The 24,797-nt window shown below is 56.3% G+C and carries 21 protein-coding genes; 5 read left to right on the plus strand and 16 right to left on the minus strand.

The features are described from left to right. Nucleotides 1-28: 28 nt before the first annotated feature. The 9 genes from pheT to uvrA form a co-directional block, all read right to left on the minus strand. Nucleotides 29-2,542 carry a phenylalanine--tRNA ligase subunit beta gene (pheT, locus tag WMP96_RS07485; protein ID WP_340432680.1) on the minus strand — a complete coding sequence of 838 codons (2,514 nt, stop codon included), beginning with the start codon at nt 2,540-2,542 and terminating at the stop codon, nt 29-31. Nucleotides 2,543-2,565: 23 nt separating this feature from the next. After that, nucleotides 2,566-3,612 carry a phenylalanine--tRNA ligase subunit alpha gene (gene pheS, locus WMP96_RS07490; RefSeq protein ID WP_023021638.1) on the minus strand — a complete coding sequence of 349 codons (1,047 nt, stop codon included), beginning with the start codon at nt 3,610-3,612 and terminating at the stop codon, nt 2,566-2,568. 101 nt (nt 3,613-3,713) lie between these two features. After that, complete coding sequence (locus WMP96_RS07495) at nt 3,714-4,517, minus strand: TrmH family RNA methyltransferase (RefSeq protein WP_301716131.1); 804 nt, start codon at nt 4,515-4,517, stop codon at nt 3,714-3,716. A 107-nt stretch (nt 4,518-4,624) separates the two neighbouring features. Continuing rightward, nucleotides 4,625-5,077 carry a TM2 domain-containing protein gene (locus tag WMP96_RS07500; protein WP_340432683.1) on the minus strand — a complete coding sequence of 151 codons (453 nt, stop codon included), beginning with the start codon at nt 5,075-5,077 and terminating at the stop codon, nt 4,625-4,627. Between the two features lie 155 nt (nt 5,078-5,232). Beyond that, the gene (gene rplT / locus WMP96_RS07505; RefSeq protein ID WP_005323264.1) at nt 5,233-5,616 is read right to left on the minus strand and encodes a 50S ribosomal protein L20; all 384 of its coding nucleotides are present in this window, start codon (nt 5,614-5,616) and stop codon (nt 5,233-5,235) included. A gap of 55 nt (nt 5,617-5,671) precedes the next feature. Beyond that, on the minus strand, nt 5,672-5,866 hold the full coding sequence (gene rpmI / locus WMP96_RS07510) for a 50S ribosomal protein L35 (protein ID WP_023021641.1): 195 nt from the start codon (nt 5,864-5,866) through the stop codon (nt 5,672-5,674). Nucleotides 5,867-5,902: 36 nt separating this feature from the next. Continuing rightward, complete coding sequence (gene infC, locus WMP96_RS07515; protein ID WP_080970442.1) at nt 5,903-6,424, minus strand: translation initiation factor IF-3; 522 nt, start codon at nt 6,422-6,424, stop codon at nt 5,903-5,905. Between the two features lie 270 nt (nt 6,425-6,694). After that, nucleotides 6,695-7,543 carry a hypothetical protein gene (locus tag WMP96_RS07520; RefSeq protein ID WP_340432686.1) on the minus strand — a complete coding sequence of 283 codons (849 nt, stop codon included), beginning with the start codon at nt 7,541-7,543 and terminating at the stop codon, nt 6,695-6,697. An 8-nt stretch (nt 7,544-7,551) separates the two neighbouring features. Next, on the minus strand, nt 7,552-10,392 hold the full coding sequence (gene uvrA, locus WMP96_RS07525) for an excinuclease ABC subunit UvrA (RefSeq protein ID WP_023021644.1): 2,841 nt from the start codon (nt 10,390-10,392) through the stop codon (nt 7,552-7,554). A gap of 65 nt (nt 10,393-10,457) precedes the next feature. Here uvrA and WMP96_RS07530 point away from each other — a divergent pair, with 65 nt between their 5' ends. The 4 genes from WMP96_RS07530 to WMP96_RS07545 all read left to right on the plus strand — a co-directional run bounded on the left by WMP96_RS07530 (nt 10,458) and on the right by WMP96_RS07545 (nt 15,574). Then, entirely contained in the window at nt 10,458-11,060 is a 603-nt protein-coding gene (locus tag WMP96_RS07530) for an MBL fold metallo-hydrolase (RefSeq protein ID WP_200287571.1), read from the plus strand. Between the two features lie 77 nt (nt 11,061-11,137). Next, complete coding sequence (locus WMP96_RS07535; protein WP_023021646.1) at nt 11,138-12,154, plus strand: DoxX family protein; 1,017 nt, start codon at nt 11,138-11,140, stop codon at nt 12,152-12,154. Nucleotides 12,155-12,311: 157 nt separating this feature from the next. Beyond that, nucleotides 12,312-14,537, plus strand: a complete 2,226-nt coding sequence (locus WMP96_RS07540; protein ID WP_340432692.1) for a HelD family protein — start codon at nt 12,312-12,314, stop codon at nt 14,535-14,537. Nucleotides 14,538-14,557: 20 nt separating this feature from the next. Further along, a complete protein-coding gene (locus tag WMP96_RS07545; RefSeq protein WP_301716133.1) occupies nt 14,558-15,574 on the plus strand; it encodes an App1 family protein in 1,017 nt (338 codons plus the stop codon). A 67-nt stretch (nt 15,575-15,641) separates the two neighbouring features. Here the strand turns inward: WMP96_RS07545 and WMP96_RS07550 are convergent, their stop codons facing one another. The 7 genes from WMP96_RS07550 to rpsA all read right to left on the minus strand — a co-directional run bounded on the left by WMP96_RS07550 (nt 15,642) and on the right by rpsA (nt 23,811). Next, nucleotides 15,642-16,082 carry a universal stress protein gene (locus tag WMP96_RS07550; RefSeq protein WP_005323273.1) on the minus strand — a complete coding sequence of 147 codons (441 nt, stop codon included), beginning with the start codon at nt 16,080-16,082 and terminating at the stop codon, nt 15,642-15,644. A gap of 83 nt (nt 16,083-16,165) precedes the next feature. Further along, a complete protein-coding gene (locus WMP96_RS07555) occupies nt 16,166-16,618 on the minus strand; it encodes a universal stress protein (protein ID WP_023021649.1) in 453 nt (150 codons plus the stop codon). A gap of 131 nt (nt 16,619-16,749) precedes the next feature. After that, the gene (gene uvrB, locus WMP96_RS07560; RefSeq protein WP_200287577.1) at nt 16,750-18,843 is read right to left on the minus strand and encodes an excinuclease ABC subunit UvrB; all 2,094 of its coding nucleotides are present in this window, start codon (nt 18,841-18,843) and stop codon (nt 16,750-16,752) included. 40 nt (nt 18,844-18,883) lie between these two features. Beyond that, nucleotides 18,884-19,246, minus strand: coding sequence for a DUF4259 domain-containing protein (locus WMP96_RS07565; RefSeq protein ID WP_051138343.1), 363 nt, complete (start codon nt 19,244-19,246; stop codon nt 18,884-18,886). Nucleotides 19,247-19,313: 67 nt separating this feature from the next. Next, complete coding sequence (gene coaE / locus WMP96_RS07570) at nt 19,314-19,922, minus strand: dephospho-CoA kinase (protein WP_200287579.1); 609 nt, start codon at nt 19,920-19,922, stop codon at nt 19,314-19,316. A gap of 81 nt (nt 19,923-20,003) precedes the next feature. Beyond that, nucleotides 20,004-22,052: a glucose PTS transporter subunit IIA gene (locus tag WMP96_RS07575; protein ID WP_340432699.1), complete on the minus strand. Its 2,049-nt coding sequence runs from the start codon at nt 22,050-22,052 to the stop codon at nt 20,004-20,006. Nucleotides 22,053-22,350: 298 nt separating this feature from the next. Then, nucleotides 22,351-23,811: a 30S ribosomal protein S1 gene (rpsA, locus tag WMP96_RS07580; RefSeq protein ID WP_301716135.1), complete on the minus strand. Its 1,461-nt coding sequence runs from the start codon at nt 23,809-23,811 to the stop codon at nt 22,351-22,353. A gap of 249 nt (nt 23,812-24,060) precedes the next feature. On the opposite strand from rpsA, the gene WMP96_RS07585 reads away from it, so the two are divergent. Continuing rightward, on the plus strand, nt 24,061-24,792 hold the full coding sequence (locus WMP96_RS07585; protein WP_301716136.1) for a class I SAM-dependent methyltransferase: 732 nt from the start codon (nt 24,061-24,063) through the stop codon (nt 24,790-24,792). The last annotated feature ends 5 nt before the right edge of the window (nt 24,793-24,797 follow it).

Raw genomic sequence — 24,797 nt, forward strand, 5'->3', positions numbered from 1 at the left:
ATCTCACCGCCCCCTGAGCAGGGTTTAACTACGCGCGCATTTCTGCGCCCAGGCGCTGCTTAGCCAATTCCGCCGCCGCCATGCGGTGCTCGTTGACTTCGTCATCCGTCAACGTGCGGTCCGCGGCGCGGAATAGAAGCTGGAAGGCCAAGGACTTCTTGCCATCTCCTAGCTGCTCACCACGGAAAATATCGAAGAGTTCGACGGACTCGATGAGCTCTCCTGCTCCCTCTTCCACGATGGCGCGCACACGCTCGGCGGGTACGTCTTCATCCACTACCAAGGCAATGTCTTGGTGCAATGCGGGGAACGAGGACAACACCGGTGCGGGGAACTTTTCTTCCAACGGCATGGCGCTAATGTCCAGCTCCATAGCGCACGTGCGCGCAGGTAGGTTCAGGGCCTCCAAGACCTGCGGGTGCAGCTCACCAGCATGGCCCAGTACTACGTCGGTGCCAGCCACCTTCACGGCTGCACAGCGGCCAGGATGCCACGGCAGAACCTGTGCTGCCTCCAGCTCAATATCCACACCAGCGGCGCGGGCGACCTGACGGGCGGATTCGATAGCATCGGCGTAGCTATATGCACGGCCCTCGCCCCACGGTCCTTCATGCTCAATATTGCCCGTAGCCACCGTAGCAACGTGAAGCGGCTGCTCAGGCAGGGTATCAAGGAGCTGAGAAACCACCTCTGCAGAAGGTCGCTGTTCTACGGAAGGCATAGGGGATGCCGCAGCGCGCTTGAACGCCACCTGCTGCAGCCCATACAGGGCGAGATCGCTGCGGCCACGAGCCACATTGCGGGCGATGGCCTCCAACATGTTCGGCAACAGCGTCGTAGACAAGATGGCCTTATCCGCCTCAAGCGGATTTTGCACTTCTACGGTGCGGCGGCGAGCATCATCCTTGTCGAGGCCCCACACATCAAACGTATTATTAGCCACGAACGGTGCAGGCAATACCTCGGCATAGCCGGCATAGGCAAGACCATGTCCGATAGCCCGACGACGCTTCTGCGCAGGGGTTAGCCCGCGGCCGCCGGCCGGGGTAGGCAGCACGGCAGGAATATCCTCCAAGCCCTCAAGGCGCAGAATCTCCTCGACGAGGTCAACATCCATTGCAATATCGGTGCGCCAGGTTGCTGGTGTTACCTGCAGTTGCTCACCTTCATCCCCGACGGTGCAGCCGACTTCTTCAAGACGGGAAATAACGGTATCACGGGAGTAGTCAACGCCGGCATATTCACTGGCTTTCGCGGTGCGCAGAGCAATGGGCTCGCGCTTGGCGACGTCCCCGATAAGCGTACGACCCTTTTCAATGGTGCCGCCTGCTAGCTGCTGGAGCAGCGCACATGCGGTGTCTAGGGCGACCTCTACGATCGCCGGATCTACGCCGCGCTCAAACCGGCGAGAGGATTCGGAAGACAACTTATGGCGGCGAGAGGTACGCGCGACGGTAATCGGATCCCAAATAGCAGATTCGAAGACAACGTCTGTGGTCTCCGCCGAGATTTCAGAGGTAGTCCCGCCCATCACGCCGGCCAAGGACTGGATGCCATTGTCATCACAGATGACCACGTCTTCTGCAGAAAGTTCTCGCTTTACATGATCCAGAGTCTCAAACTTCTCCTCCTCCGCTGCGTTACGGACAACAAGGTTCCCCTGAATCACGTTGGCGTCAAAGGCATGCATTGGTGCGCCCAAAAGCAACATCACATAATTAGTAATGTCCGTAGGCAGATTCACGCTGCGTTGGCCGCAGAGCATTAGCTCGCGTTCCAGCCAAAACGGGGTGCGTGCCTGCGGGTCAATGCCGCTGACCTTGCGGAGGCCAAAGCGCTGTGCCTTGGTTTCGGGGGCCACAGTGACGTCGATAAGCGAGCCCTGCGCCTCCGGCACAGCGGAGGTATCTATGCCAGCCACGGAAGGATCCTGGGCAATATCGGCAAACTCCAGATCAAAAGCGGAGGCAATCGCGCGGCTCAAACCGCGTGCGGAAAGTGCATAACCACGATCTGGGGTGATGTTGACGTCAAAGTCGGTATCGTGCAAGCCGATAATCGGGCGCGCATCCTCACCCACTTTATCGGCGACTTCATCGCCTAAGACGATGATGCCGTTGGCTTGCGCGCCCAAGCCGAGTTCAGCGCCGGAGCACATCATGCCATTAGAGATGTGATCGTAGGTCTCGCGTGCCGCGATCTTGAAGCCACCAGGAAGCTCCGAGCCGGGAAGCGCAACGACAACATAGTCATTCAGGCGAAAATTGCGAGCGCCACAAATGATGCCTTGCAGTTCGCCTGTGCCATTAGCCTGGCCTACATTCACCTGGCAGTAGCGAATGGGCTTTTTAAACTGAGTGAGCTCTTCAATCTCTACGACCTGGCCAATAACCAGCGGCCCCGTGCTCTCTGGAACAGCGGCGTATCCCTCGGTCTCAAAACCTACGCGCACGAATCCGGAATCCATATCGGCAGCGGAAACGCTCCAACCGGGGTTCTTAGCACCGAGGATGCGGGTAACCCAGTCTTGGGAAATAAGCATTAGTGTGTCTATCCTTTCTGGGTTTAGGCCTGTACGCCGAACGGTAGAGTAAAGCGAACATCGCCTTCGACCATATCGCGCATATCGGTCAATCCATTGCGGAACTGCAGTGTGCGTTCAAGGCCCATGCCAAAGGCAAAGCCCGTGTATTCCTCTGGATCTACGCCTACGGCGCGAAGAACATTGGGGTTGACCATGCCGCAGCCGCCCCACTCGATCCAGCCAGCGCCGCCCTTTTTATTGGGGAACCACACATCGACCTCGGCCGAGGGCTCAGTAAATGGGAAGTAGTTCACGCGCATACGCGTAGTAGTTTCCGGCCCAAAGAGTACTTTGGCCAAGTGCTCTAGTGTGCCGCGCAGGTGAGCCATGGTCAGGCCTTTATCAACGGCCAATCCTTCTACCTGGTGGAAAACCGGGGTATGGGTGGCATCCAGCTCATCTGTGCGGAATACGCGCCCCGGGCAGGCAATATAAAGCGGCACGTCGCGCTCCAACATGGTGCGCACCTGTACCGGGGAGGTATGGGTACGCAGCACCTGCCTAGAACCCTCGCCCGAGACGTGGAACGTATCCTGCAAGGTACGTGCTGGGTGGTCCGGCTTGAAGTTCAGAGCATCGAAGTTAAAGTACTCTGCCTCGATTTCTGGGCCGTCCGCAATTTCCCATCCCATGCCGACGAAAATATCAGCGATGCGCTCAGACAACGCGGTAATCGGGTGAAGGGCACCGGTCTGGGTGCGGGTGGTAGGAATCGTGACATCTACGGTCTCGGCTCGCAACTGCTCCTCGCGAGCTTGTTGTTCCAAGACATCCTTGACCTGAGCAAAGCGCTTTTCCATTTTGCCGCGGGCCATGTTGACGGCCTTGCCGGCGCTTTTGCGCTGGTCCTTGGGCAGCTGCCCCAGCGATTGGCGAGCCTGCGGAATATAGCCGCCGTCTCCTAGGTGCTCACGGCGGGCAGCAGCCAACTCATCTAGTGTTTCGGCCGCGTCGAAGGCTGCGATAGCCTTATCGGCCGCGGCCCCAAGAGCCTCTTCGGTCAATTCGATCTGCGGTGTATCGGACACGTATTTCGTACCTTCTTCTCGCGCGAAAACTAACGCGTGCAATCTTACTCTGTTGCGGCTAGCGCGACCGCGCCAGGGACCCCCTTTTCATTCGGGTCACACTAGTTATCCGCTTGCGCCTTAGCCGACTCATAAAGACAAATGCTTGCGGCAGTTGCGAGGTTAAGAGATTCTGCGCGTCCACGCAGTGGAATCCGCACCCGCATGTCTGCTTCCTCCAGCAGCTCGCCGAGCCCGTGTGCCTCATTGCCAAATAGCCACGCTGTTGGCTGGGACAGGTCTGCCTCCGCTAGGTCCACTTCACCGTCGGCAGCAGTTGCCACAATCTGCATGCCCGACTTACGCAGCTGACCCAGCACGTCTTTAATATTGGGGTCCCGCGCTACAGGTACGTGAAACAGCGAGCCGGCCGAAGCGCGCGCTACCTTGCAGCTAAGGGGATCAACGGTTTCACCTGCGAAGATGACACCATCGGCGCCCATTGCATCCGAGGTTCTAATCAAGGTGCCGGCATTGCCCGGCTCAGCAGTCAGCACGGGAACGGAAACGAGGCTTGGTTTGCCGTTCAGGATTTTGCCCGCGGACCAGAGCACCGGCTTGCAAAGCGCAAAGAGTCCCGTAGTCGTGGCTGTATCGGAAAGGTGCTTAGCCGCCTTATCGGTGATGGGATGGACGTACACTCCCATGTAGCCGCACGCAGTGATGATGTCGCCAAAACGCTCTGCCGCCTTCTCAGTAACAAAAACGTCGACTGCAGCGCCGGTAGATACCGCCGCGTCTACCGCATTCTCTCCCTCAATGAGGAATTGCTTCGCCTTCTTCCGGTTAGCCGCACGGTGCAGCTTAGCTGCGTTAACAATGCGCGGAGTGCGTTCAGTAAAGGCAGAGTCAAAATCCAAATTCATGGCTACTACCCTACCTGCCAATTCCTTCTTCTCAGACTCACCCCTGAGTCCCTTATAGGAACGAAAAATCCTGCTGCCGCACGGCAACAGGATCGTATAGGCGAGTTCTACTTAGCGAGCGGGACGCCGCGGGCGTCCTTGTCGTAATCACCGGCACCGGCGATGATCATGATGAACTCAATAAACACCCAAAGACCGAGGATGGCCCAGAAGGCGAATCCGAGCAAGAACCAGAAGGTAGCCCAGCCCAAGATATTGAGCACCAACTGTGACACGCCGAAAGTCGTACGGCCAGTGTAGAAGTTGTGTCCGCCGAAAGAGCCTAGGAAAAAGCACAATAGCAAGGTGGCGATCCACGACTTCTGCTGGCCCGGAGCCACATACTGTTGCTGCACCGGGTAAGCACCCATGTTCGGTTGCGGTGCATAGCCTTGGCCATACTGCGGCTGGTAGTTAGCTTGCTGGTTATAAGGGTTGTACTGCTGACCATGGTTATTGTAATCGGACGGGCCAGAGTACTCGCCATTATCAGGTTGGTAGTCTCCGTTTGGATTCGTCATAGGAAATGTTCTCCTGGGTCTCGGCTTTCACGGGGTCTGGGATAAATCTAGCATGTGAGGCCGAGCACCCTAGTTAAACAAAGGTAACGAAAACCAAAATGCCCGCATACCCCGGTTAACAAGGCCGGAGAATGCGGGCACAAAAGCTTTAATGATTAGGCAGCCTTAGGAGCGTTAACGTCCTCAGGCAGAGCAGCCTTGGCAGCCTCGCACAGTGCGGAGAATGCCTCGAAGTCATTAACAGCAAGCTCAGCGAGGATCTTGCGGTCAACCTCGATCTCAGCCAGGCGCAGGCCGTGGATGAGGCGGTTGTAGGTGATGTCGTTCATGCGGGCAGCAGCGTTGATGCGCTGGATCCACAGCTTACGGAACTCAGACTTACGGGCGCGACGATCGCGGTAAGCGTAAGTCATGGAGTGCAGCCACTGCTCCTTCGCCTTACGGTACAGGCGGGAACGCTGGCCGCGGTAGCCCTTAGCGGACTTCAGAATCGCGCGACGCTTCTTCTTGGCGTTAACTGAGCGCTTTACTCGTGCCACAGTGATACTTCCTTAATTCAGATTGTGATGGCGGATGTGGGTTGATTCGGCGCTACTAAGCGCGGCCGAGCAGACGCTTTACGCGCTTGGTGTCAGGCTTTGCGACTGCCTCGGTGCCCTTCAGGCGGCGGGTACGCTTGGACGGCTTGCCTTCCAGCAGGTGGCGGCGGCCAGCCTGCTCACGGCGCAGCTTGCCGGAACCGGTCACCTTGATACGCTTTGCGGTGCCCTTGTGGGTCTTCTGCTTCATGAGTATTAAGTCCTTAAATCCTACGTGGAATCTGGTCTACTTCTTGCCCTTGCGAACCGGACCCAAGACCATGGTCATATTGCGACCATCCTGCTTGGGGCGCGACTCAACGACGCCAACTTCGGCAACGTCATCAGCCAAACGCTCCAAGAGGCGGAAACCGAGCTCCGGGCGCGATTGCTCACGACCGCGGAACATGATGGTCACCTTGACCTTGGATCCCTTCTCGAGGAAGCGGACTACGTTACCCTTTTTGGTCTCATAATCGTGATCATCGATCTTTGGACGGAACTTCTGTTCCTTCACCACGGTTTGCTGCTGGTTCTTACGGGCCTCGCGAGCCTTCTGAGCCTGCTCGTACTTGAACTTGCCGTAGTCCATGATCTTGGCCACTGGGGGCTTTGCCTTCGGAGCTACCTCGACTAGGTCAAGGTCAGCCTCGTATGCAAGCTTGCGAGCATCATCGGTACGGACGATGCCCACCTGTTCACCACCGGGGCCTACCAAACGGACCTCGGGTACTCGGATACGCTCATTGATGCGAGCTTCAGCGCTGATTGTGGTTCTCCTCGATTAGGGGGTGTATGAGTAAGTAGTTCACCTACCGGGACCACAAACGAAGCAAACCCGGTCTGCCATAGACAGCCGGGAGTTCTCACAGTGCCAAGCATGAATGCTTGGTTACCTTTACCTTTATCCTACGAAGCGTGTTCGCGGCATCGGGTGGGAGAAACTCCGCTTGTGACCCACGAACCTCGACAAGGCGTCATGGGCGGTAGTGCCTTTGACAATAGCAGCTCCTCCCCCTCCTACCAAATTGCGACGTTCCTAGCGGGTTTTACAATGGGCGACTGCTTTAATGTCCCCTGCATCTACCCCAGTATCCACGATATCTACCAGCTGATGGGCGAGGTACTTAACCGCTGGTTCGGCATCGGCGTAGTCCTCCCCGTCCATCACGACAGATAGCGCTACTCCCACGCGCTTTCCATCCACCTCATGAACTCCAAACTGACGGTAGGTGTACTCGTTTTCTTCCTCATCCAGTCCCCAACCACTTTTCGCACGGGTTCGCGGCTGCGCAGACAAACCTACCCTTTGCCAGGACACAATGTCTTTGAGCACCTTGTGGACGTAGTCCGCTTCTGGAATGCACGGCAGTTCAGCGCCAAATACTGCTTGGTCCTTTAACGACCACGTGGAATATCCAAAAGCGGAGTCGTGAATTTTTGCGTGTGATCCGTAGTCGTCGAGTAAAGCTTTGACCGCATTTTCTGCCGAGCCCTCGCGCCATTGCACCTGCGACCACAAGGCAAAAGCGGCATCATTATCAGATTCCTTGATAGCCAAGTCCACCAAGCTTTTATCCGCACCGTCTTTGAGCGCCGCAATGGCGATGGGCACCTTGATGGTGGACCACACTGGCCCCTCACCTTTATCGCCCGCCGCAAAAGTGTCTTCACCTGCAGAAATGGCGACCCCTACCTTTGCATGATACTTCTTTGCGGTTTTGTCCACCGCACGGTCAAGCTGAGCACGCACCTCAGCTGGATCCGGCACCGCAGAGGTAGTCGTTGACACTGGGGCATCTTCTATCTTGGGGTCGCTAGAGCAGGCACTCATGGTACACAGACCGAGAGCTGCGAGCAGGCTAACTACAAGGCGGATATTTTTCACGCTTTGCCCTACTTCAACATGCCCTTTAGGTAGCCACCGGTATAGGAGCCATCTACTTGCGCAACGTCTTCAGGGGTTCCCTGCGCCACAACGGTACCGCCGCCCGCACCGCCTTCCGGGCCCATATCAACAATCCAGTCCGCTGCCTTGATGACATCAAGGTTATGTTCAATAACAAGCACCGAATTACCCTTGTCCACCAAGCCTTGGATAACCAGCATCAGCTTGCGAATATCCTCAAAGTGCAGTCCAGTAGTCGGCTCATCCAGAATGTAAATCGTCCTACCGTTGGTACGCTTTTGCAGCTCGGAAGCTAGCTTGACGCGCTGCGCCTCGCCGCCGGAAAGCGTAGTAGCAGCTTGGCCGAGGCGTACATAACCCAAGCCGACGTCGACAAGCGTGGCAAGGTAGCGGTGAATGGAGTTGATGGGTTCAAAGAAGTCCGCTGCCTCAGAGATTGGCATGTCTAGAACCTCGGCAATGTTTTTGCCCTTGTAGTGCACCTCCAAGGTTTCGCGGTTATAGCGTGCTCCTTCACACACCTCACACGGCACATAAACATCTGGAAGGAAATTCATCTCGATCTTGATGGTGCCATCGCCCTGGCACGCCTCACAGCGCCCGCCCTTGACATTAAAGGAGAAGCGTCCAGCCTTGTAGCCGCGGACTTTTGCTTCCTGGGTTTCGGCAAAAAGGTTACGGATTTTGTCAAAGACACCCGTGTAGGTCGCCGGGTTAGAACGCGGGGTACGGCCAATCGGACTTTGGTCAACTTGCACCAGCTTATCTAGGTGCTCCACACCTTCGACGCGCTTGGCACGGCCGGGAACCTGGCGGGCGCGGTTAAGTTTATTGGCCAAAGTCTTAGCCAAAATCTCATTGACCACGGTGGATTTACCCGAGCCAGACACACCAGTAATACATACCAGCACTCCCAGCGGGATTTCCACGTTGATGCCCTTGAGATTATTCTCCCGAGCACCAACCACCTTTAGGGTGCGGTCCTTATCAATCTCTCGGCGCTGGTCCGGTACGGCGAGCACCTTCTTGCCGGAAAGGTATTGTCCGGTGAGGGACTCTTCTACCTGTTCGATTCCGGATGGTTCGCCTTGGTAGACCACTTCGCCGCCATATTCGCCCGCACGCGGGCCTACATCGACGAGCCAATCTGATTCACGGATGGTGTCCTCATCATGTTCGACCACAATGAGGGTGTTTCCGATATCGCGCAGCCGCTGCAGGGTTTTGATGAGTCGCTGGTTATCACGCTGGTGCAGACCAATGGATGGCTCATCGAGCACGTACAGAACCCCTGCCAAGCCGGAGCCAATCTGAGTAGCCAGACGGATACGTTGCGCCTCACCGCCGGAAAGCGTGGACGCGCCGCGATCGAGCGTGAGGTAATTCAACCCGACGTCCAGGAGGAAACGCAGGCGGGCTTGAGTCTCCTTAAGCACTGCCCCGGCAATGATTTCCTCACGGTGCCCCAGCACCAGGGAGTCTAGGAACTCAGAGGCGTCTTCAATAGAGAGCGCACAAAGCCCGGCAATGGACTGCTCACCGTGAGTCGTAGAGGCCAAGCGGACGGCCAAGATCTCCGGCTTCAGCCGGGTGCCCTTACAGGTGCTACACGGCACGCGGCGGGTATATTGCAGCAGGCGATCCTTTTGGGATTGAGAATCGGTAGTTTCCAGCTTGCGGTGAATAAACCCGGTAGCGCCTTCAAATGGGGCGGTCCAATTACGCTGGCGCCCGTAACGGTTCTTATATCGAACCTGGACTTCCTCATCGGTGCCATAGATCAGCGCGTGGCGCTGTTCCTCGGTTAATTCACTCACCGGAGTTTTGGGGTCAAACCCCATAGCCTTGCCTAAACCCTCTACTAGCTTGACAAAGTAGCGGGAATTGGGGCTGGAGTGCCACGGTTGAATGGCATCTACAGCTGGAGCATCTGGATCCGGAATGAGCAGATCAACATCAACTTCCAATTTGGTACCCAGGCCATCACACACCGGGCAGGAGCCAAACGGAGCATTGAAGGAAAAGGCACGGGGCTCGTATTCTTCAATGGTCAATGTGTGGCCATTCGGACAGGCCGCCTTCTCCGAATAGGTATGGGTGAGTTCTTCCCTATCCACGAACTCAATGGTGACTAGACCATCTGCCAAGCGCAGCGCTGTTTCCACCGAATCCGTTAAGCGTTGCTTTTGTGAGGCCTTTACCTGCAGGCGATCAACCACTACCTCAATATTGTGCTTGATCTGCTTCTTCAACTTGGGCGGATCGCTTAGCTGATAGGTCTCCCCGTCCACTCGGACGCGGGAATAGCCCTGAGCGGACAAATCCTGGAAGAGATCAACAAACTCGCCTTTGCGCTTGCGCACCACCGGTGCGAGCACCTGAAACTTCAGTTTCTCTTCCAGCGCCAGCACGGCATCGACGATTTGCTGTGGCGTTTGGCGCTCGATTACGGCATCACACTTTGGGCAGTGTGGCGTTCCGGCACGGGAGAAGAGCAAACGCAGGTAATCATAGATCTCCGTAATCGTGCCCACCGTAGAACGCGGATTATGGTTGGTGGACTTTTGATCGATAGACACTGCGGGTGACAGACCGTCAATAAACTCCACATTAGGCTTGTCCATCTGCCCCAAAAACATGCGGGCATAAGAACTCAAGGATTCTACGTAGCGGCGCTGGCCTTCTGCGAAGATGGTGTCAAAAGCCAGCGAAGATTTACCAGATCCGGAAAGACCAGTAAAAACAACCATTTTATCGCGAGGGATATCGATATCCACGCCCTTGAGGTTGTGCTCGCGGGCACCGCGCACCACCAAACGATCAGCCACTGTGCTCAGACCTCCAGTACTAGGGATTGCAATCTTCCCTCGAATGTACCCGTAGGCTGGGACACATGACTAACGAGCTTCAGTTACATCAGATTTCTGTGTCCGAGATGGACAATAACTGCTACCTTTTGCAGGCGGGCGAAGAAGGCTTGCTTGTCGACGCCGCCGATGACGCCCCCGCACTCCTCGACATGGCCCAGAAGGCCGGCGTTAAAATCACCGCGGTACTAACCACCCACCGCCACTGGGACCACGTACGCGCGCTCAAAGAGGTTCTCTCTGAGACCGGCGCTATCCACTACGCGTCCTTCCTTGATTCTCCGGCTATCCCAGCCGAGGTAGACGTTGAGCTCCGCGAAGGCGACTCCATCAAGTTCGCGGGCCTCGACCTCCCCATCATCATCTTGCGCGGCCACACCCCAGGCGGCGCCGCACTAGTTACAAACATCGATGGCGTAATTAATCTTTTCGTGGGCGATTCACTCTTCCCGGGCGGCTTGGGCAAGACCACCTCTGAAGGTGACTTCGTACGCCTGTATAAGGACGTCACCGCGCGCATCTTTGATGAGTTCCCGGACAATACGATCGTGCGCCCCGGTCACGGCAAGTCCACTACCTTGGGCGAGGAGCGCCCCAAGCTGGAAGACTGGTGGGAGCGCCGCTGGTGATCCAGTGGCCAATTTCCGCGTACAATGGTCTAGCACACGATAGGTCTAAAACAACGAGCTAAGGAGCTTTAAGGACTATGATTCGCAAGCTTGCCCGCCCCATGCTGGCATCTGTATTTGTATGGGAAGGCGTAGACAACCTGCGCAACGCGTCCGAGCATGTAAAGGAAACCGAAGGTTTCCTCAAGACCGTGCGCAAGGCCGTTCCTTCTGAGTACCAGGGCTATATTCCCAATGACCCGGAACTGGTTACCCGCGCTATTGGCGGCGCTAAGGTAGGCGCCGGCTCCACCTTGGCTCTGGGCAAGGCACCGCGCACCTCCGCTGCGGTTCTGGCCGCCGCAACTCTGCCCAACTTGATTGCTAAGAACAACTTCTGGGCTGCAGATAACAAGGAAGACAAGGAAACTCGCCGCAACGGCTTCCTTACCAATACCGCTTTGCTCGGCGCCTTGTTTATCGCTACCCAGGACACCGAGGGCAAGCCTTCCCTTCGTTGGCGCGCACAAAAGGCTGGTCAGCGCACGAACAAGAAGATTCAGCAGGCGCTGCCTACCAAGTCTGAGTCCGAGCAGAAGCGCGAAGAGCTCTCCGCCCGTGCCAACGAGTTTTCCACCAAGGCCGGCGACTGGATCAACGAAACCTCTGCAAAGGCACAGGCATATGTAGATGACAACAAGGATGACTGGCAGTCCACCGGCCGCGGGTTGCTCGATACCGCAAAGTCTTACGTTGACGATGCCAAGACTTATGTTGAAGACAATAAGGACGATTGGCAAGAGTCTGGCCGCGATTTGCTGGGCAACGCAAAGTCCTTCATTGAGGACTCTGTCGATAACGCCAAGACCTATGTTGAAGACAACAAGGGTGACTGGCTTGAGTCCGCACAAGCCAATCGCGACACCGCCCGTACCGGTGCTGTAAAGGCCGCTACCAAGGCTCAGGCACGTGCAGATAAGGCCGTCGCCAAGCTGGATGGTGCGAAGTCCAAGCGCGCAAGCAAGAAGGCTTCCAAGCATGCTGAGAAGCTGCAAAAAGAGGCAAATAAGAAGATTGAGGCAGCAATCAAGAAGCTGGAAAAGCGCTCTAAGTAGCCACAACTTCTGCGGCCGAATAACTCGGCAGTGACACACGGCCCAGCCTTATGCTGGGCCGTTGTTCTTTGTCACGGCAGGGTCTAAACTCATCTCTCCCCTTGCCGGACAGCGTGCCCGGCCCATCCCCATCAACGTCCAATTACCAAGGAGTCACGTGAACTCAGCATCCAATAGGCACGCGGCGGCTGCAGGTTCCTCGGAGCGCACAGCCATCGCTACTGAGCAAGATTATGTGGACGGACTTTTTTCGCGCCTCGACGATGAGGTGGCGGCAGCCAATAGAAGGCTTAATGAGGTGCAGGCGGATGTAGATCCTTCCACGCCGGACGCGGACGCCTTGGTGCGCCGTGAAACCGAATACCACGGGCTGCAGGCAAAGCTTGATCGTCTCAATGTGGCCCAAATGGGCTTGGTCTTTGGCCGCATTGATATCGACGCCCCCGGCGATAATCCCACCCCCGAAGGCCTAGACCGCCGCTACATCGGCCGCATGGGACTAGATGCACGCGAAGATGACTATCGCACACTGCTTTTAGATTGGCGTGCCCCAATGGCGCGGCCTTTCTATCTCGCTACCACGGCCCAACCGGAAGGCGTCCACACCCGTCGCCAAATTCGCACCAAGGGACGCACCGTCACCGGAATACACGATGAGGTTCTTTCCGGCCCCGGTGTGCGAGAAGAAGAAGCAGGAGTCGCGAGCGAATCGGCGCTCTACCACGCCATGCAACGGGCACGTACCGGCCACATGGCGTCAATCGTGGAGACCATCCAGCGAGAGCAAGACGAGATTATCCGCGATAACACCCGCGGCGTCATGGTAGTAGAAGGCGGCCCAGGTACGGGTAAGACCGCTGTTGCTCTGCACCGTGTGGCTTACCTGCTCTATACCCACCGCGAACTACTTTCTGCCACGGGCGTCCTCATCGTGGGCCCTAATAGCAGCTTTTTGGACTATATTTCACGCGTGCTGCCAGAACTGGGCGAGACTGGCGTGGTGCTATCAACCATCGGCGGGCTCTTCCCCGGAATCGAACCAGAGCACGAGGAAGACCTCGTCGCTCGCGAAATCAAAGGTAGTGCCGCCATGGTGGAGATTCTCTCCACCGCGGTCAAGGACTATCAGCTTCTTCCTGCCGACCCACGCGAGCTGGCAATTGACGGACTCAGCTTAAGCGTTACGCCCAACATGGTGAAAAGAGCCCGCACCCGGGCCCGGCGCTCGCGAAAGCCACACAATGAGGCTCGCGGTGCCTTTATTGAGCACCTCGTAGAAGACCTTGCATTGCAGATGGCTGAAAAAGTCGGGGCCGATCCGCTCGGCGGGAAGAACCTCCTTTCGCGCGCCGATATCGATCAATTCCACGATGACCTTGCAGAAGATACGGCCGTTACTGCATTGATCGATGAGTTCTGGCCCGAGCTCCACCCCACCGACGTGCTTGCTAGCCTATTCTCCTCACCTGAGCGCATTGCCTCTGCTGCCCGCGGGTACGACGATGAAACTCAAGAGGCGCTCTACCGAGAACAAGGGCGAGCATGGACAGATTCGGATGCCGCCCTCCTAGATGAGCTAGCCGTCCTCATCGGCCTGCCCAACCCTGAGGAAAAGAAGGCAGCTGACGATGCTGCGTGGCGCGAACAAGTGGCAGAGGCAGAAGACGCTCTAGATATCTTGTCTTCTTCCGAGTCCACAGATAATGACGATGACATGTTTGAAGCGGAAATTCTTTCTGCCCATGATGTCATCGACGCCGAGACCTTGGCACACCGTCAGGAGGTACGCGATAAGCGCACCACTGCTCAACGCGCCCGCGAAGACCATACGTGGGCATATGGTCATATCATCGTGGACGAAGCCCAGGAATTAACTCCCATGGAATGGCGGATGCTCTTTCGTCGTTGCCCTTCGCGGTGGATGACCTTGGTGGGCGATACTTCCCAGACCGGCTCACCGGCGGGTGTTGATGATTGGGGCGAGGCCCTGAAGCCGTTCGTCGCGCAGCGCTTCCGTCACCATTTTCTCACCGTCAACTATCGCACCCCGCAGCCCATCACTGAGCTGGCTAATGGACTATTAGAGATGATTAACCCTGATGCCATCCCGGCTACAGCCATCCGTGATGGCGTGCAGGTGCGCCGACTTGCACAGGGCAGCTACACCCCTGGTGTACACAGGGAGGCAGACGGCAGGCTCACAGCAGTTATTGACGCCGCCACGGCAGAACGTTTCAAAGGCTTAGAGTTTGACCATGTGGTGGTACTCGATCCGAAGAGGATCGTCGATGCCTCCCCGCAGGGTTTGCAGAATCTCTTTGTCTGCATCACTCGTGCTACCCAGTCGCTTACCCTCGTCGGTGACTGCGGCGAAGTTCTTTAGGCTCCCGTAAGCTTTAGGCCATGGCCTTATCTGACATTGCGCGCAAAACTGAAAGCTCGCTGAACACCTTTACTTTGAAGCGTTCTCTACGGCGGGGATGGAAGCCCCAGATTGTGGGCTATACCGGGTATGGCACCACCGAGCAAGTAAGGGTTTTTGGCCGCGTACTCATGCACGATCCTGATGAAGGCAAAAAGGATTCCTGGGGTGAACGCGGCTACCAGCAGTTTCTTACTATTCAGGTGGGAAACCACGACATTTCAGTGACTATTGGTGAAAAGACCGTCGCGGGCACAACCAATAGCAACGGGTACGTTGACATCCTCGTTCACGAACATGGGTTAGAACCTGGTTGGCATACGGCAACGATCGAGGCCGCCAACGCGCAAGCCGTGGAAGTCCAGGTGCTCATCGTGGATCCGAGCGCCAAGATTGGCATCATCAGCGATATTGATGACACGGTTTTAGTTACGTGGCTGCCACGTGCGTTGACAGCGGCGTGGAACTCTTGGGCTAAGCGCCCCAGCAAGCGACAGGCCGTTGCTGGAATGGCCGAGTTCTATGCTCAGCTGCAACAGCGATTCCCAAAGGCCCCAGTGTTCTATCTTTCTACGGGAGCATGGAATACTTTTGGCTCGCTGAAAAAATTCCTGTCCCATCATAATTTCCCCGCAGGCCCCATGCTGCTCACGGACTGGGGTCCGACCGAGACGGGCCTTTTCCGCAGCGGACAAGAACATAAGCGGGTTCAGCTACGCAATCTACTCATCGCTTACCCGGACATGCAATGGATCCTGATCGGCGATGACGGACAGCACGATCCATTGACTTACGGCGATGTGGCTAACGAGCACCCAGACCGGATTCACTCTGTGATCATCCGCAATCTAAGCCCGCAGGAGCAGCTGCTCTCGCATGGCTCCCTGAGCCCCCTGGCAGATGCCAATGAAGAGGGCCATTTCACAATCCCACTGATTCAGGGCGCAAACGGCAGTGCCCTTGCCGCAGCCTTCAACGCCGCGCACCCCACGGAGTAAGCAGCGCTTAACGACGAAACCCGCCTTGGCCTCTTTAACAAGACCAAGGCGGGTTCAATCACCACATTTAGCTGACAGTGTGAACGATCATCACGTCGCAGTCCGACTGGCGAGCAACGTCTGCAGGTACGGAGCCCAGCAGGCGGCCGGTCAGGGAGTTGATGCCGCGGTTACCCACGATGAGCAGGTCAGCATCGTTGTCATTGACGATGGACATCAGGGCCTGCACCGGAGTACCAGGGCGAACAGCGGTTTCGACCTTAGAAGCACCGAACTTCTCGGCGTGAGCCTTGGCGTCCTTCAGGTTAGCCTCGGCCTTCTCATCGCCCAAAATGGTAACGGAATCCTGGCGCAGGGTCTTGGAAGCCTGCTCCTGGTTCTCGTAGTAAGCACAACCGATGATCAGATTGGAATCGAATGCGGCGGCAATCTTTGCTGCTCGCTCTACAGCGAGGAGGGAAGACTTAGAACCGTCAGTACCGACAACGATCGAGTTGTAGTCGCTCATGATGACCTTTCTTTGTGGGAATGTACCCGGTGTGTTTATTTAGCCTACAGGGGCATTACTGCCAGTGTAACAACGAGAAACGATTAACGTTCCTCGGTGGTATTAACTACGACGACGTCTACCGTTGACTTGTGGGTTAGTTCCGTTGGCACAGAACCGAAGACTCGACCACGGACGGAATTCACGCCGCGGTTGCCCACAACGAACAGGTCCACATCATAGTCCTGGCCTACTTCTAACAAGGCTTTTACTGGGTCTCCAGATTTTCCTACGATTTCAATGTGCTCCGCACCTTCCGATTCGGCGATACGGGTGGCATTGGTCAAATAGGTCCCAGCCATGTCCTCACTTACAACGGGCAGACCGGCTTCGTCGCCCCTCGGAGCGCCAAGCATGGATCCAGCGTGGTTATAAAAGGCTGAGATAATAATCAGCTTGGCGTCGTACGCCCGTGCCATGGACGCCGCTGCGCGAACCGCGCGCAGGGAGGTTTCAGAGCCATCGGTGCCGACGGCAATGTTTTTATAGGTAAGCATCATTCTCCTTGCAGTTGAACCATTTCACAGTGACAACTAAACGGCGCTTCTGGCACCTATTCAGTATAACTAGCGCAGCCGTTTAGAGAAGCACCCGCAGAATCAATCAGCACACTTTTAGGGGGAGAAAACTAAATCCCCGCTTCTTTCAAGCCGCGCAATTCCTTCTTCAAATCGGCAATCTCATCGCGTAGGCGGCCGGCCAGCTCGAATTTGAGCTCACGCGCGGCTGCACCCATTTGGGCCGAGAGGTCGTCGATAAGCGCCTGCACCTCATCGGTAGCCATACTAGAAATATCCCGCTTTTCCACCATGGCGGAAGGATCGGAATTAGCCTCCTCGTCTCCGCCGTCTTCATAGACCTGGTCAAGGATATCCGCGATCTTTTTACGCAACGGCTGCGGATCAATGCCATGTTCCCGGTTATAGGCAATCTGCTTCTCACGGCGCCGTTCCGTCTCCTCAATTGCCTCTTGCATAGAGTCGGTGATTTTATCGGCATACATGATGACCTCGCCAGACACGTTACGGGCAGCACGGCCAATGGTCTGAATGAGCGAAGTTGTAGAGCGCAGGAAGCCTTCTTTGTCCGCATCCAAAATGGCAACGAGCGAGACCTCAGGAAGGTCAAGGCCCTCGCGCAGAAGGTTAATGCCCACGAGAACATCGAATTCTCCCAAGCGCAATTGCCGCAATAATTCGACGCGCTGCAAGGTATCGATATCCGAGTGCAGGTAGCGCACCTTTATCCCCTGCTCCAACAGATAGTCAGTAAGGTCCTCTGCCATACGCTTAGTCAGCGTGGTCACCAACACACGCTCTTGCTTCGATATGCGAGTGCGCACCTCATCAATGAGGTCATCAATCTGCCCTTTGGTGGGCTTGACAGTAACCTTCGGATCCACCAGACCAGTCGGGCGAATTACCTGCTCTACGTATTCGCCATCCGAGGACGTAAGCTCGAAATCGCCTGGGGTGGCGGACATGTATACGGTTTGTCCGACCCGCTGTTCAAACTCATCAAAGGTCAACGGGCGGTTATCCACTGCGGACGGCAAACGGAAACCGAATTCGACCAAGTTGCGCTTGCGCGACATATCGCCCTCGAACATGCCGCCAATCTGTGGAACTGTAACGTGTGACTCATCGATGATGGTGAGAAAATCCTCTGGGAAGTAATCGAGTAGCGTAGCCGGCGCTGAGCCAGCCGGACGACCATCGACGTGACGGGAGTAGTTCTCGATACCGGAGCAGAAACCTACCTGCTCGATCATCTCCAGATCGTATTCGGTTCGCATGCGCAGACGTTGCGCTTCAAGCAGCTTGCCGCGGTTTTCTAGATCCTCCAAGCGCTCAGCCAATTCCTCTTTAATCGCTGCCACGGCCTTTTCCATGCGTTCGGGCCCGGCCACGTAGTGCGTGGCCGGGAAGATGCGAACCTCATCTACTTCCTCTATGACATCGCCAGTCACGGGGTGAATGTAATACAGGGAATCGATATCGTCGCCGAAGAATTCAATGCGCACCGCACGTTCCTCGTAGGCCGGAATGATATCTACTGTATCGCCCTTGGCGCGGAAGGTGCCGCGGGTAAACCCCACGTCATTGCGTTCATATTGGATATCCACCAGCAGTCGCAGGAACCGATCGCGGTCCAGCTCCTCATCAACAGAAATGATTACCGAGCGATCCAGGTAAGACTGTGGAGTGCCCAAGCCATAAATGCAGGACACGGAAGAGACTACGACCACGTCCCTGCGAGACAATAGTGCCGACGTAGCCGAGTGGCGCAGGCGCTCTACGTCCTCATTGATGGAGGAATCCTTTTCAATATAGGTATCGGTCTGCGCAATATATGCTTCTGGCTGGTAGTAGTCGTAATAAGAAACGAAGTACTCTACTGCGTTATGCGGCAAGAGCTGGCGCAGCTCGTTCGCTAGCTGCGCAGCCAGGGTTTTATTGGGCGCCATCACCAACGTGGGCCGCTGCTGCTTTTCGATGAGCCACGCGGCGGTGGCAGATTTACCGGTACCGGTAGCACCCATCAGCACAACATCGCGCTCATCACGGTTGAGTCTGTCATTGAGCTCTGCGATGGCGGAGGGCTGGTCACCAGCCGGTTCATATTCAGAAACGACCTGAAACTCGCCCGGGGTGCGCTCGACCTCGCTGACAACGCGGTGCTCGGAATTTGGAATAAGGGGATGTTCAGCAGCAAAAGCCATACCCACTACTCTACTGTTTAGGTGGCGCGCCTAGCTACGTTCAGGGCAAGGAGTTCTGCGCGGTGCGAAGCCATTCTTCCAACTCGCCAGTGGTCTCCCACAGCGCATAAACGGAAGACGTCTCGGGCCGCATCGCACTATTGATGCGGCGGCGCAGCCAAGCCTTTGACTGCGGCGTGTACAGGGGCGCGAGATCCTCGCGCTCGATGCCTTCCGGCAGTGCATCAGCCTTTAATTTCAACAAGGCGCCGAGTGCAATCATAGTTTCTGCGTCATCCGAGTCGATAGGCTCTGTGGAACATGATTGCTGAAAGCTTTTGAGATCGAAGGAACCATCCCGCAAGCTTGCGAGTAGTTCTCGCGCCGCGTGATTATCAAAAGGCCCAGTATCCCACGTTCCCACGGCGGGTAGCTTAAGCTGCCCAGGTTAACAAGACTTCGAAATGGCGTAAACTTTAGCTACCCAATGGTTAAACCTTCGGTGACTCCGCTTCAATGCGGTCCAGGACCTCAGTCGTTCGCACACGTAGCTGGTCAAGCGTGCCGTTATTATCAATGACGTGCGTGGCCGCGGCAAGCCGCACCTCATCCGGTACCTGTGCCGCAATGCGACGGCGCGCATCTTCCTCTTCTATCCCTCGAAAAGCCACCAGCCGACGAACGCGCTCTTCAGGATCCACATCGACCACAATGACGTAGTCCATGTCTTTGTCCAGGCCATTATCCACCAACAGCGGCATATCATAAACGGCGAAGTCACAGCCATCTCCACGCGCCGTCGCAAATTGCCGCTGTGTCTCCTCTTGGATGCGTGGATGGGTAATAGAGTTCAGCAACTCAGTGTGCTCTTTGTCCGCAAAGGCCCGGCGTGCCAATTCCTTGCGGTTAAGGCTGCCATCCGACAGCAGGATTTCCTCTCCGAAAGCTGCGGCCAACTCGGATAAAGCAGGCTTCCCAGGCTTCACAACGTCGCGTGCAATGCCATCGGCGTCGACCACTCGCCACCCGCGTTCACGGCACAAGGATGCAACTGTTGACTTACCGCTGCCAATGCCACCTGTAAGGCCAATGAGTTTCATGGTCGCCACCCTACGCGAAAAGGAGCCCCACCATACGCGATGGTGGGGCTCTTCATTGCAATTCAGGAGAAAGCGTCTCTTTTACTCTGCGTCCTCCGCCTTTGGAGAAATGTGCAGCAACACATCGCTCGAGGAAACCTGGCCAGGCTCGCCGGTGACAGTTCCAAACTTGGTGGCGTTAGTAACTACCACAGGGGTAATCAGGTTATAGCCTTTGGAGCGGATAAATTCCGGGTCAAAGGAAATCAATTTATCGCCTGCGGAAACGCGTTGCTTCTTTTCCACATGGACTTCAAAACCTTCGCCTCCCAGCTCCACGGTGTCGAGACCTACGTGAATGAGTAGCTGTACGCCGTTGTCCAAGCTCAGTCCTACCGCATGGCCAGACTTTTGAACGGTGAGCACCTTGCCGTCGGCAGGCGCAAAGACCGCATTGCCCGCCGGCTGGACCGCCATACCCGGGCCCAGCTTTGCCGCGGCGAAAATGGGATCCGGAACTTCCGATAGAGCGACCGCCTCGCCCTCGAGGGGAGATTCCAGCGCAATAGCATCTTTCCCAGCCTGCTTAGTGGCCACGCCGGCAGCAGCAGCGCCTGCGGAGCTGGCGGGAACGGCGCCGCCCTCGATCGCGGAGTCTGTACCATTGCCCTTAAGGAACTTCATCTCTGCGCGAGCAGCTGCATCGTCAACAGTCTCGCCTTGTTCGCGCGCAATGCGCTCCAAGTCAGCTTGCTTTTCTTCTGCCGTGCGGTAGCCGAAGAACAAGGTGAGCAAGAAAGAAGTAAGGAATGCAGCCGTAATACCAAGGACATAGCCCAAATGCGGGGTCATGGCACTGGTGGTCAACGCCGAGGTAAAGACGAAGGCTTCTGCACGGACGTCGAAAAGACCGATGATTGCGCCACCCAAGGCACAACCTGGCAGCAACCGATAGTAGCTGCGGCGGAAGCGCAACAAGATGCCGTACAGGGAAGGTTCCGACACGCCACCTAGGATGCCCGCTGCAAACGCACCGATGGAAACCTGGCGCATAGCATTGTTCTTCTCCTTGAAGGAGATGACCATGACCGCGCCGACGACGCCGAAACAGGCGAAGTTCCATGCGCCCATCGGTCCTTGAATGAAGTCGTAGCCGTAGGTGGCGATGTTCTGGATCATGATGACGTTCAGCGGCCAGTGCAAGCCCATGGGAACGAGGAACGGGTAAAGCAGCGGAACAACTATAGCCAAGATGAATGGAGAGAAATCATTGATTTGATAAAGGACCCAGGAAATGCCGTTGCCCACGCCAATGCCGAACGGGCCAAGGAGGAAGGCCGTTGCCGGAATCATAATTAGCAGGGAGAAAAATGGTACGAAAACCATTTGTACCGCACTTGGGATAATCTTCTTCAGTCCCTTTTCCACCCAGTACAGGCCGATTGCAGCCAGAATCGGGGGAAATACCTGGGAGCCATAGGAGTTAATAACCAACGGCAGGCCAAAGACATTAGCGGTATCTCCTGCTTCGCCCAGGGACAAAAACTCCGGGGTAAGAAGTGCCGCTGGGATAGCGGCGGAGACCCACATGTTCGCACCCAGCTTCTGAGCCGCGGTCGCACCCACCATTACAGGTAGGAAGTAAAAGACCGACTGGAACATGGCGTGAGCCAAACGGAAGCCTTCCGGCTGCTCATCCAGCGGCGCGCGGAAGTCCTGAATACCAAAGGTGTCCGCCAAGATCAGCAGCATGATGATGAGCGAGGCGCCCAACAGTGCCCAGAGAACTGGGCGGAAGGTATCAGAAAGAAACTCGAAGCAGTAATCTACCCAGTCGTACTTGCCGCGGACGCCGTCGTACTCCTTCTTGGAGGACGCCGTTTTCTCACCGGAAGCGTGTACACTGGGCTGCTTGATGATTTCGTTGTAGTAGTCAGCAACGCCGCCACCCATGACTACTTGGTAGCCGTGGGCGCCTTGTGGCACGGTGCCTAGCACCGCTGGGTCGCTGTCGAGCTTTTCTTTATCAACTTTCCCCGCATCAGCAAGTTGGAAACGCAAGCGCGTCGCACAGTGCGTCAACGACGTAATATTGTCAGCGCCGCCGATACTTTCAACGATGTGGGCGGAAGTGTCCTTGGTAGATGCCACTTCTTACTCCTCAGTTCAAATACCACTTATAACCAGTGCAGCACTGGCTATAACGTCATAGTTGAGTATAAGAGGATTCCCACATGAACAAAAGCCCGTTTTGTGGGCTTGCCAGGAAATTTTTGCCTCCCCCTTCTTAACTGCGCTGGTCAGCCACTTAAAAACCTCAAATGGCTCAGCAAACGTTTGCAGGGCCTGTCTCAAAGATCACAAAAGCCGCGCCCACCCCGTCTATATGACGAAGTGAACGCGGCCTTGAAGCTGAGCTCTAAACTCAGCAGGGAACTAAGCGGAAGCTTTAGTTGCCAGCGAGTTTGTCGCGCAGTGCGGCGAGCTGCTCGTCGGAAGCCAGGGAGCCGCCAACCTCTGCCTGAGTCTTGGATGCCGGAGCTGCATCAGAGGAATCAGAGGAGTAGTTGGAGGACTCTGCAGACTCAGCAGCCTCAGCGGCTGCGGCGCGGTTGCGCTCGATCTGAGCAGTGTGCAGGTTGAAGCGACGCTCGGACTCTGCGTAACGTGCCTCCCAAGCCTGACGCTGCTCGTCGAAGCCTTCCTTCCACTCGTTGGTCTCAGGGTCGAAGCCCTCAGGGAAGACATAGTTGCCCTGCTCATCATAGGAGTCAGCCATGCCGTACTTGGACGGATCGAACTCTTCGGTGTAGTCCTCGTCTGCCTGCTTAACAGACAGGGAGATACGACGACGCTCGAGGTCGATGTCGATGACCTTGACCATAACCTCCTGGCCAACGGTGACAACCTGGTCCGGAACCTCGACGTGGCGCTGAGCCAGCTCGGAGATGTGAACCAGGCCCTCGATGCCCTCTTCGACGCGAACGAAAGCGCCGAATGGAACGAGCTTGGTGACCTTGCCCGGAACGATCTGGCCCACAGCGTGGGTGCGGGCGAATACGCGCCACGGATCTTCCTGGGTAGCCTTCAGGGACAGGGAAACGCGCTCGCGGTCCAGATCTACGTCCAGAACCTCAACGGTTACCTCGTCACCAACGGTGACAACCTCAGATGGGTGGTCGATGTGCTTCCAGGACAGCTCGGAAACGTGAACCAGGCCGTCGACACCGCCGAGATCGACGAAGGCGCCGAAGTTGACGATGGAGGAAACAACGCCCTTGCGGACCTGGCCCTTCTGCAGCTGGTGCAGGAACTCGGAGCGGACCTCGGACTGGGTCTGCTCGAGGTATGCACGGCGGGAGAGGACAACGTTGTTGCGCTGCTTGTCCAGCTCGATGATCTTTGCTTCCAGCTCCTGGCCGATGTACGGCTCCAGGTCGCGGACGCGACGCATCTCAACCAGAGATGCAGGCAGGAAGCCACGCAGGCCGATGTCCAGAATGAGGCCGCCCTTGACAACCTCGATAACGGTACCGGTGACAGGCTCTTCCTTGGCCTGCAGCTCCTCGATGGCGCCCCAAGCGCGCTCGTACTGCGCACGCTTCTTGGACAGGATCAAGCGACCTTCCTTGTCCTCCTTGGTGAGAACAAGTGCGTCAACCTCATCGCCGACCTCGACAACCTCATCTGGGTTGACGTCGTGCTTGATGGACAGCTCGCGAGAAGGGATAACGCCTTCGGTCTTGTATCCAATGTCCAGCAGTACCTCGTCGTGGTCAACCTTGACGACGGTACCCTCGACAATGTCACCATCGTTGAAGTACTTGATGGTGGCATCTATAGCTGCGAGGAAGTCCTCTGCGGTTCCGATATCGTTGATCGCAACCTGCGGGGTGTTAGAAGATGGCATATTAAGAAATGCTCCGAATAAATGTAGGAAATCGAAATTGGACAACTGCGCGTCTCTCGAAAAAAGCTTGCTAAGCTGCCCAAAGCAGCAAAAGAAAAGTATTCGATCCCGCCTCGTGATTGCTTGAAGCCTTCCTACAACGGCTTAGAACAACCCGTGGCATAGACACGCCCGTTCAACCCTACATCTGTCCAGCTTAAAGGGCAAATACAAGACGCAACTTTTTCTCCAAGGAGTTCTTCCCCCACTGTGATTTCCCCATCACAAGCAAATCAGGCCTACTGGGATGGCGACGCCGCTACCTACCATGCCGAGCACCCCGACTATCTTTCTTCCTTCTATTGGTGCCCAGAGATGCTCCATGAGGACCAAGTGCACTTGCTTGGCGACGTCTCGGATTCTTCCGTCCTGGAAATTGGCTGCGGGTCCGCACCGTGCACCGAGTGGCTCCAAACGCGTTCCCGCTTTGCCACTGGCTTCGATATCTCTCGCGGCATGCTCAACCACGCTGCTGGTGCACTTCCTTTGACGCAAGCCGATGCGCTGTCGCTCCCCTATGCCACAGAATCCTTCGACGCTGCTTTCTCTGCGTTCGGCGCTTTTCCCTTCCTCGCTAATCTCGACCTAGCTCTACAGGAGGTCTCCCGGGTCCTTAAACCAGGCGGTCGTTTTGTCCTCTCAGTCACCCATCCCATGCGCTGGATCTTCCCCGATGATCCTGCCGATTTAACGGCTGATATTAGTTACTTCGACCGCGCCTATCTGGAGCAAGACCGCGATGGCAACCTCACGTATGCGGAGTTCCATCGCACCATCGCCGATTGGTTCCAAGCCCTGCAGAGTAAAGGCCCGTTCCTTATCGAGGACATAATTGAACCCGAGTGGCCGCAAGACCTTAGGATCACCTGGGGCCAATGGTCTCCGGAGCGCGGCGAAATCTTTCCCGGCACGATTATTTTCGTCTGCAGCAATTCCCGCTAACCTAT

The organism is Corynebacterium sp. KPL4035 (assembly GCF_037908325.1).
Lineage (GTDB): Bacteria > Actinomycetota > Actinomycetes > Mycobacteriales > Mycobacteriaceae > Corynebacterium > Corynebacterium kefirresidentii.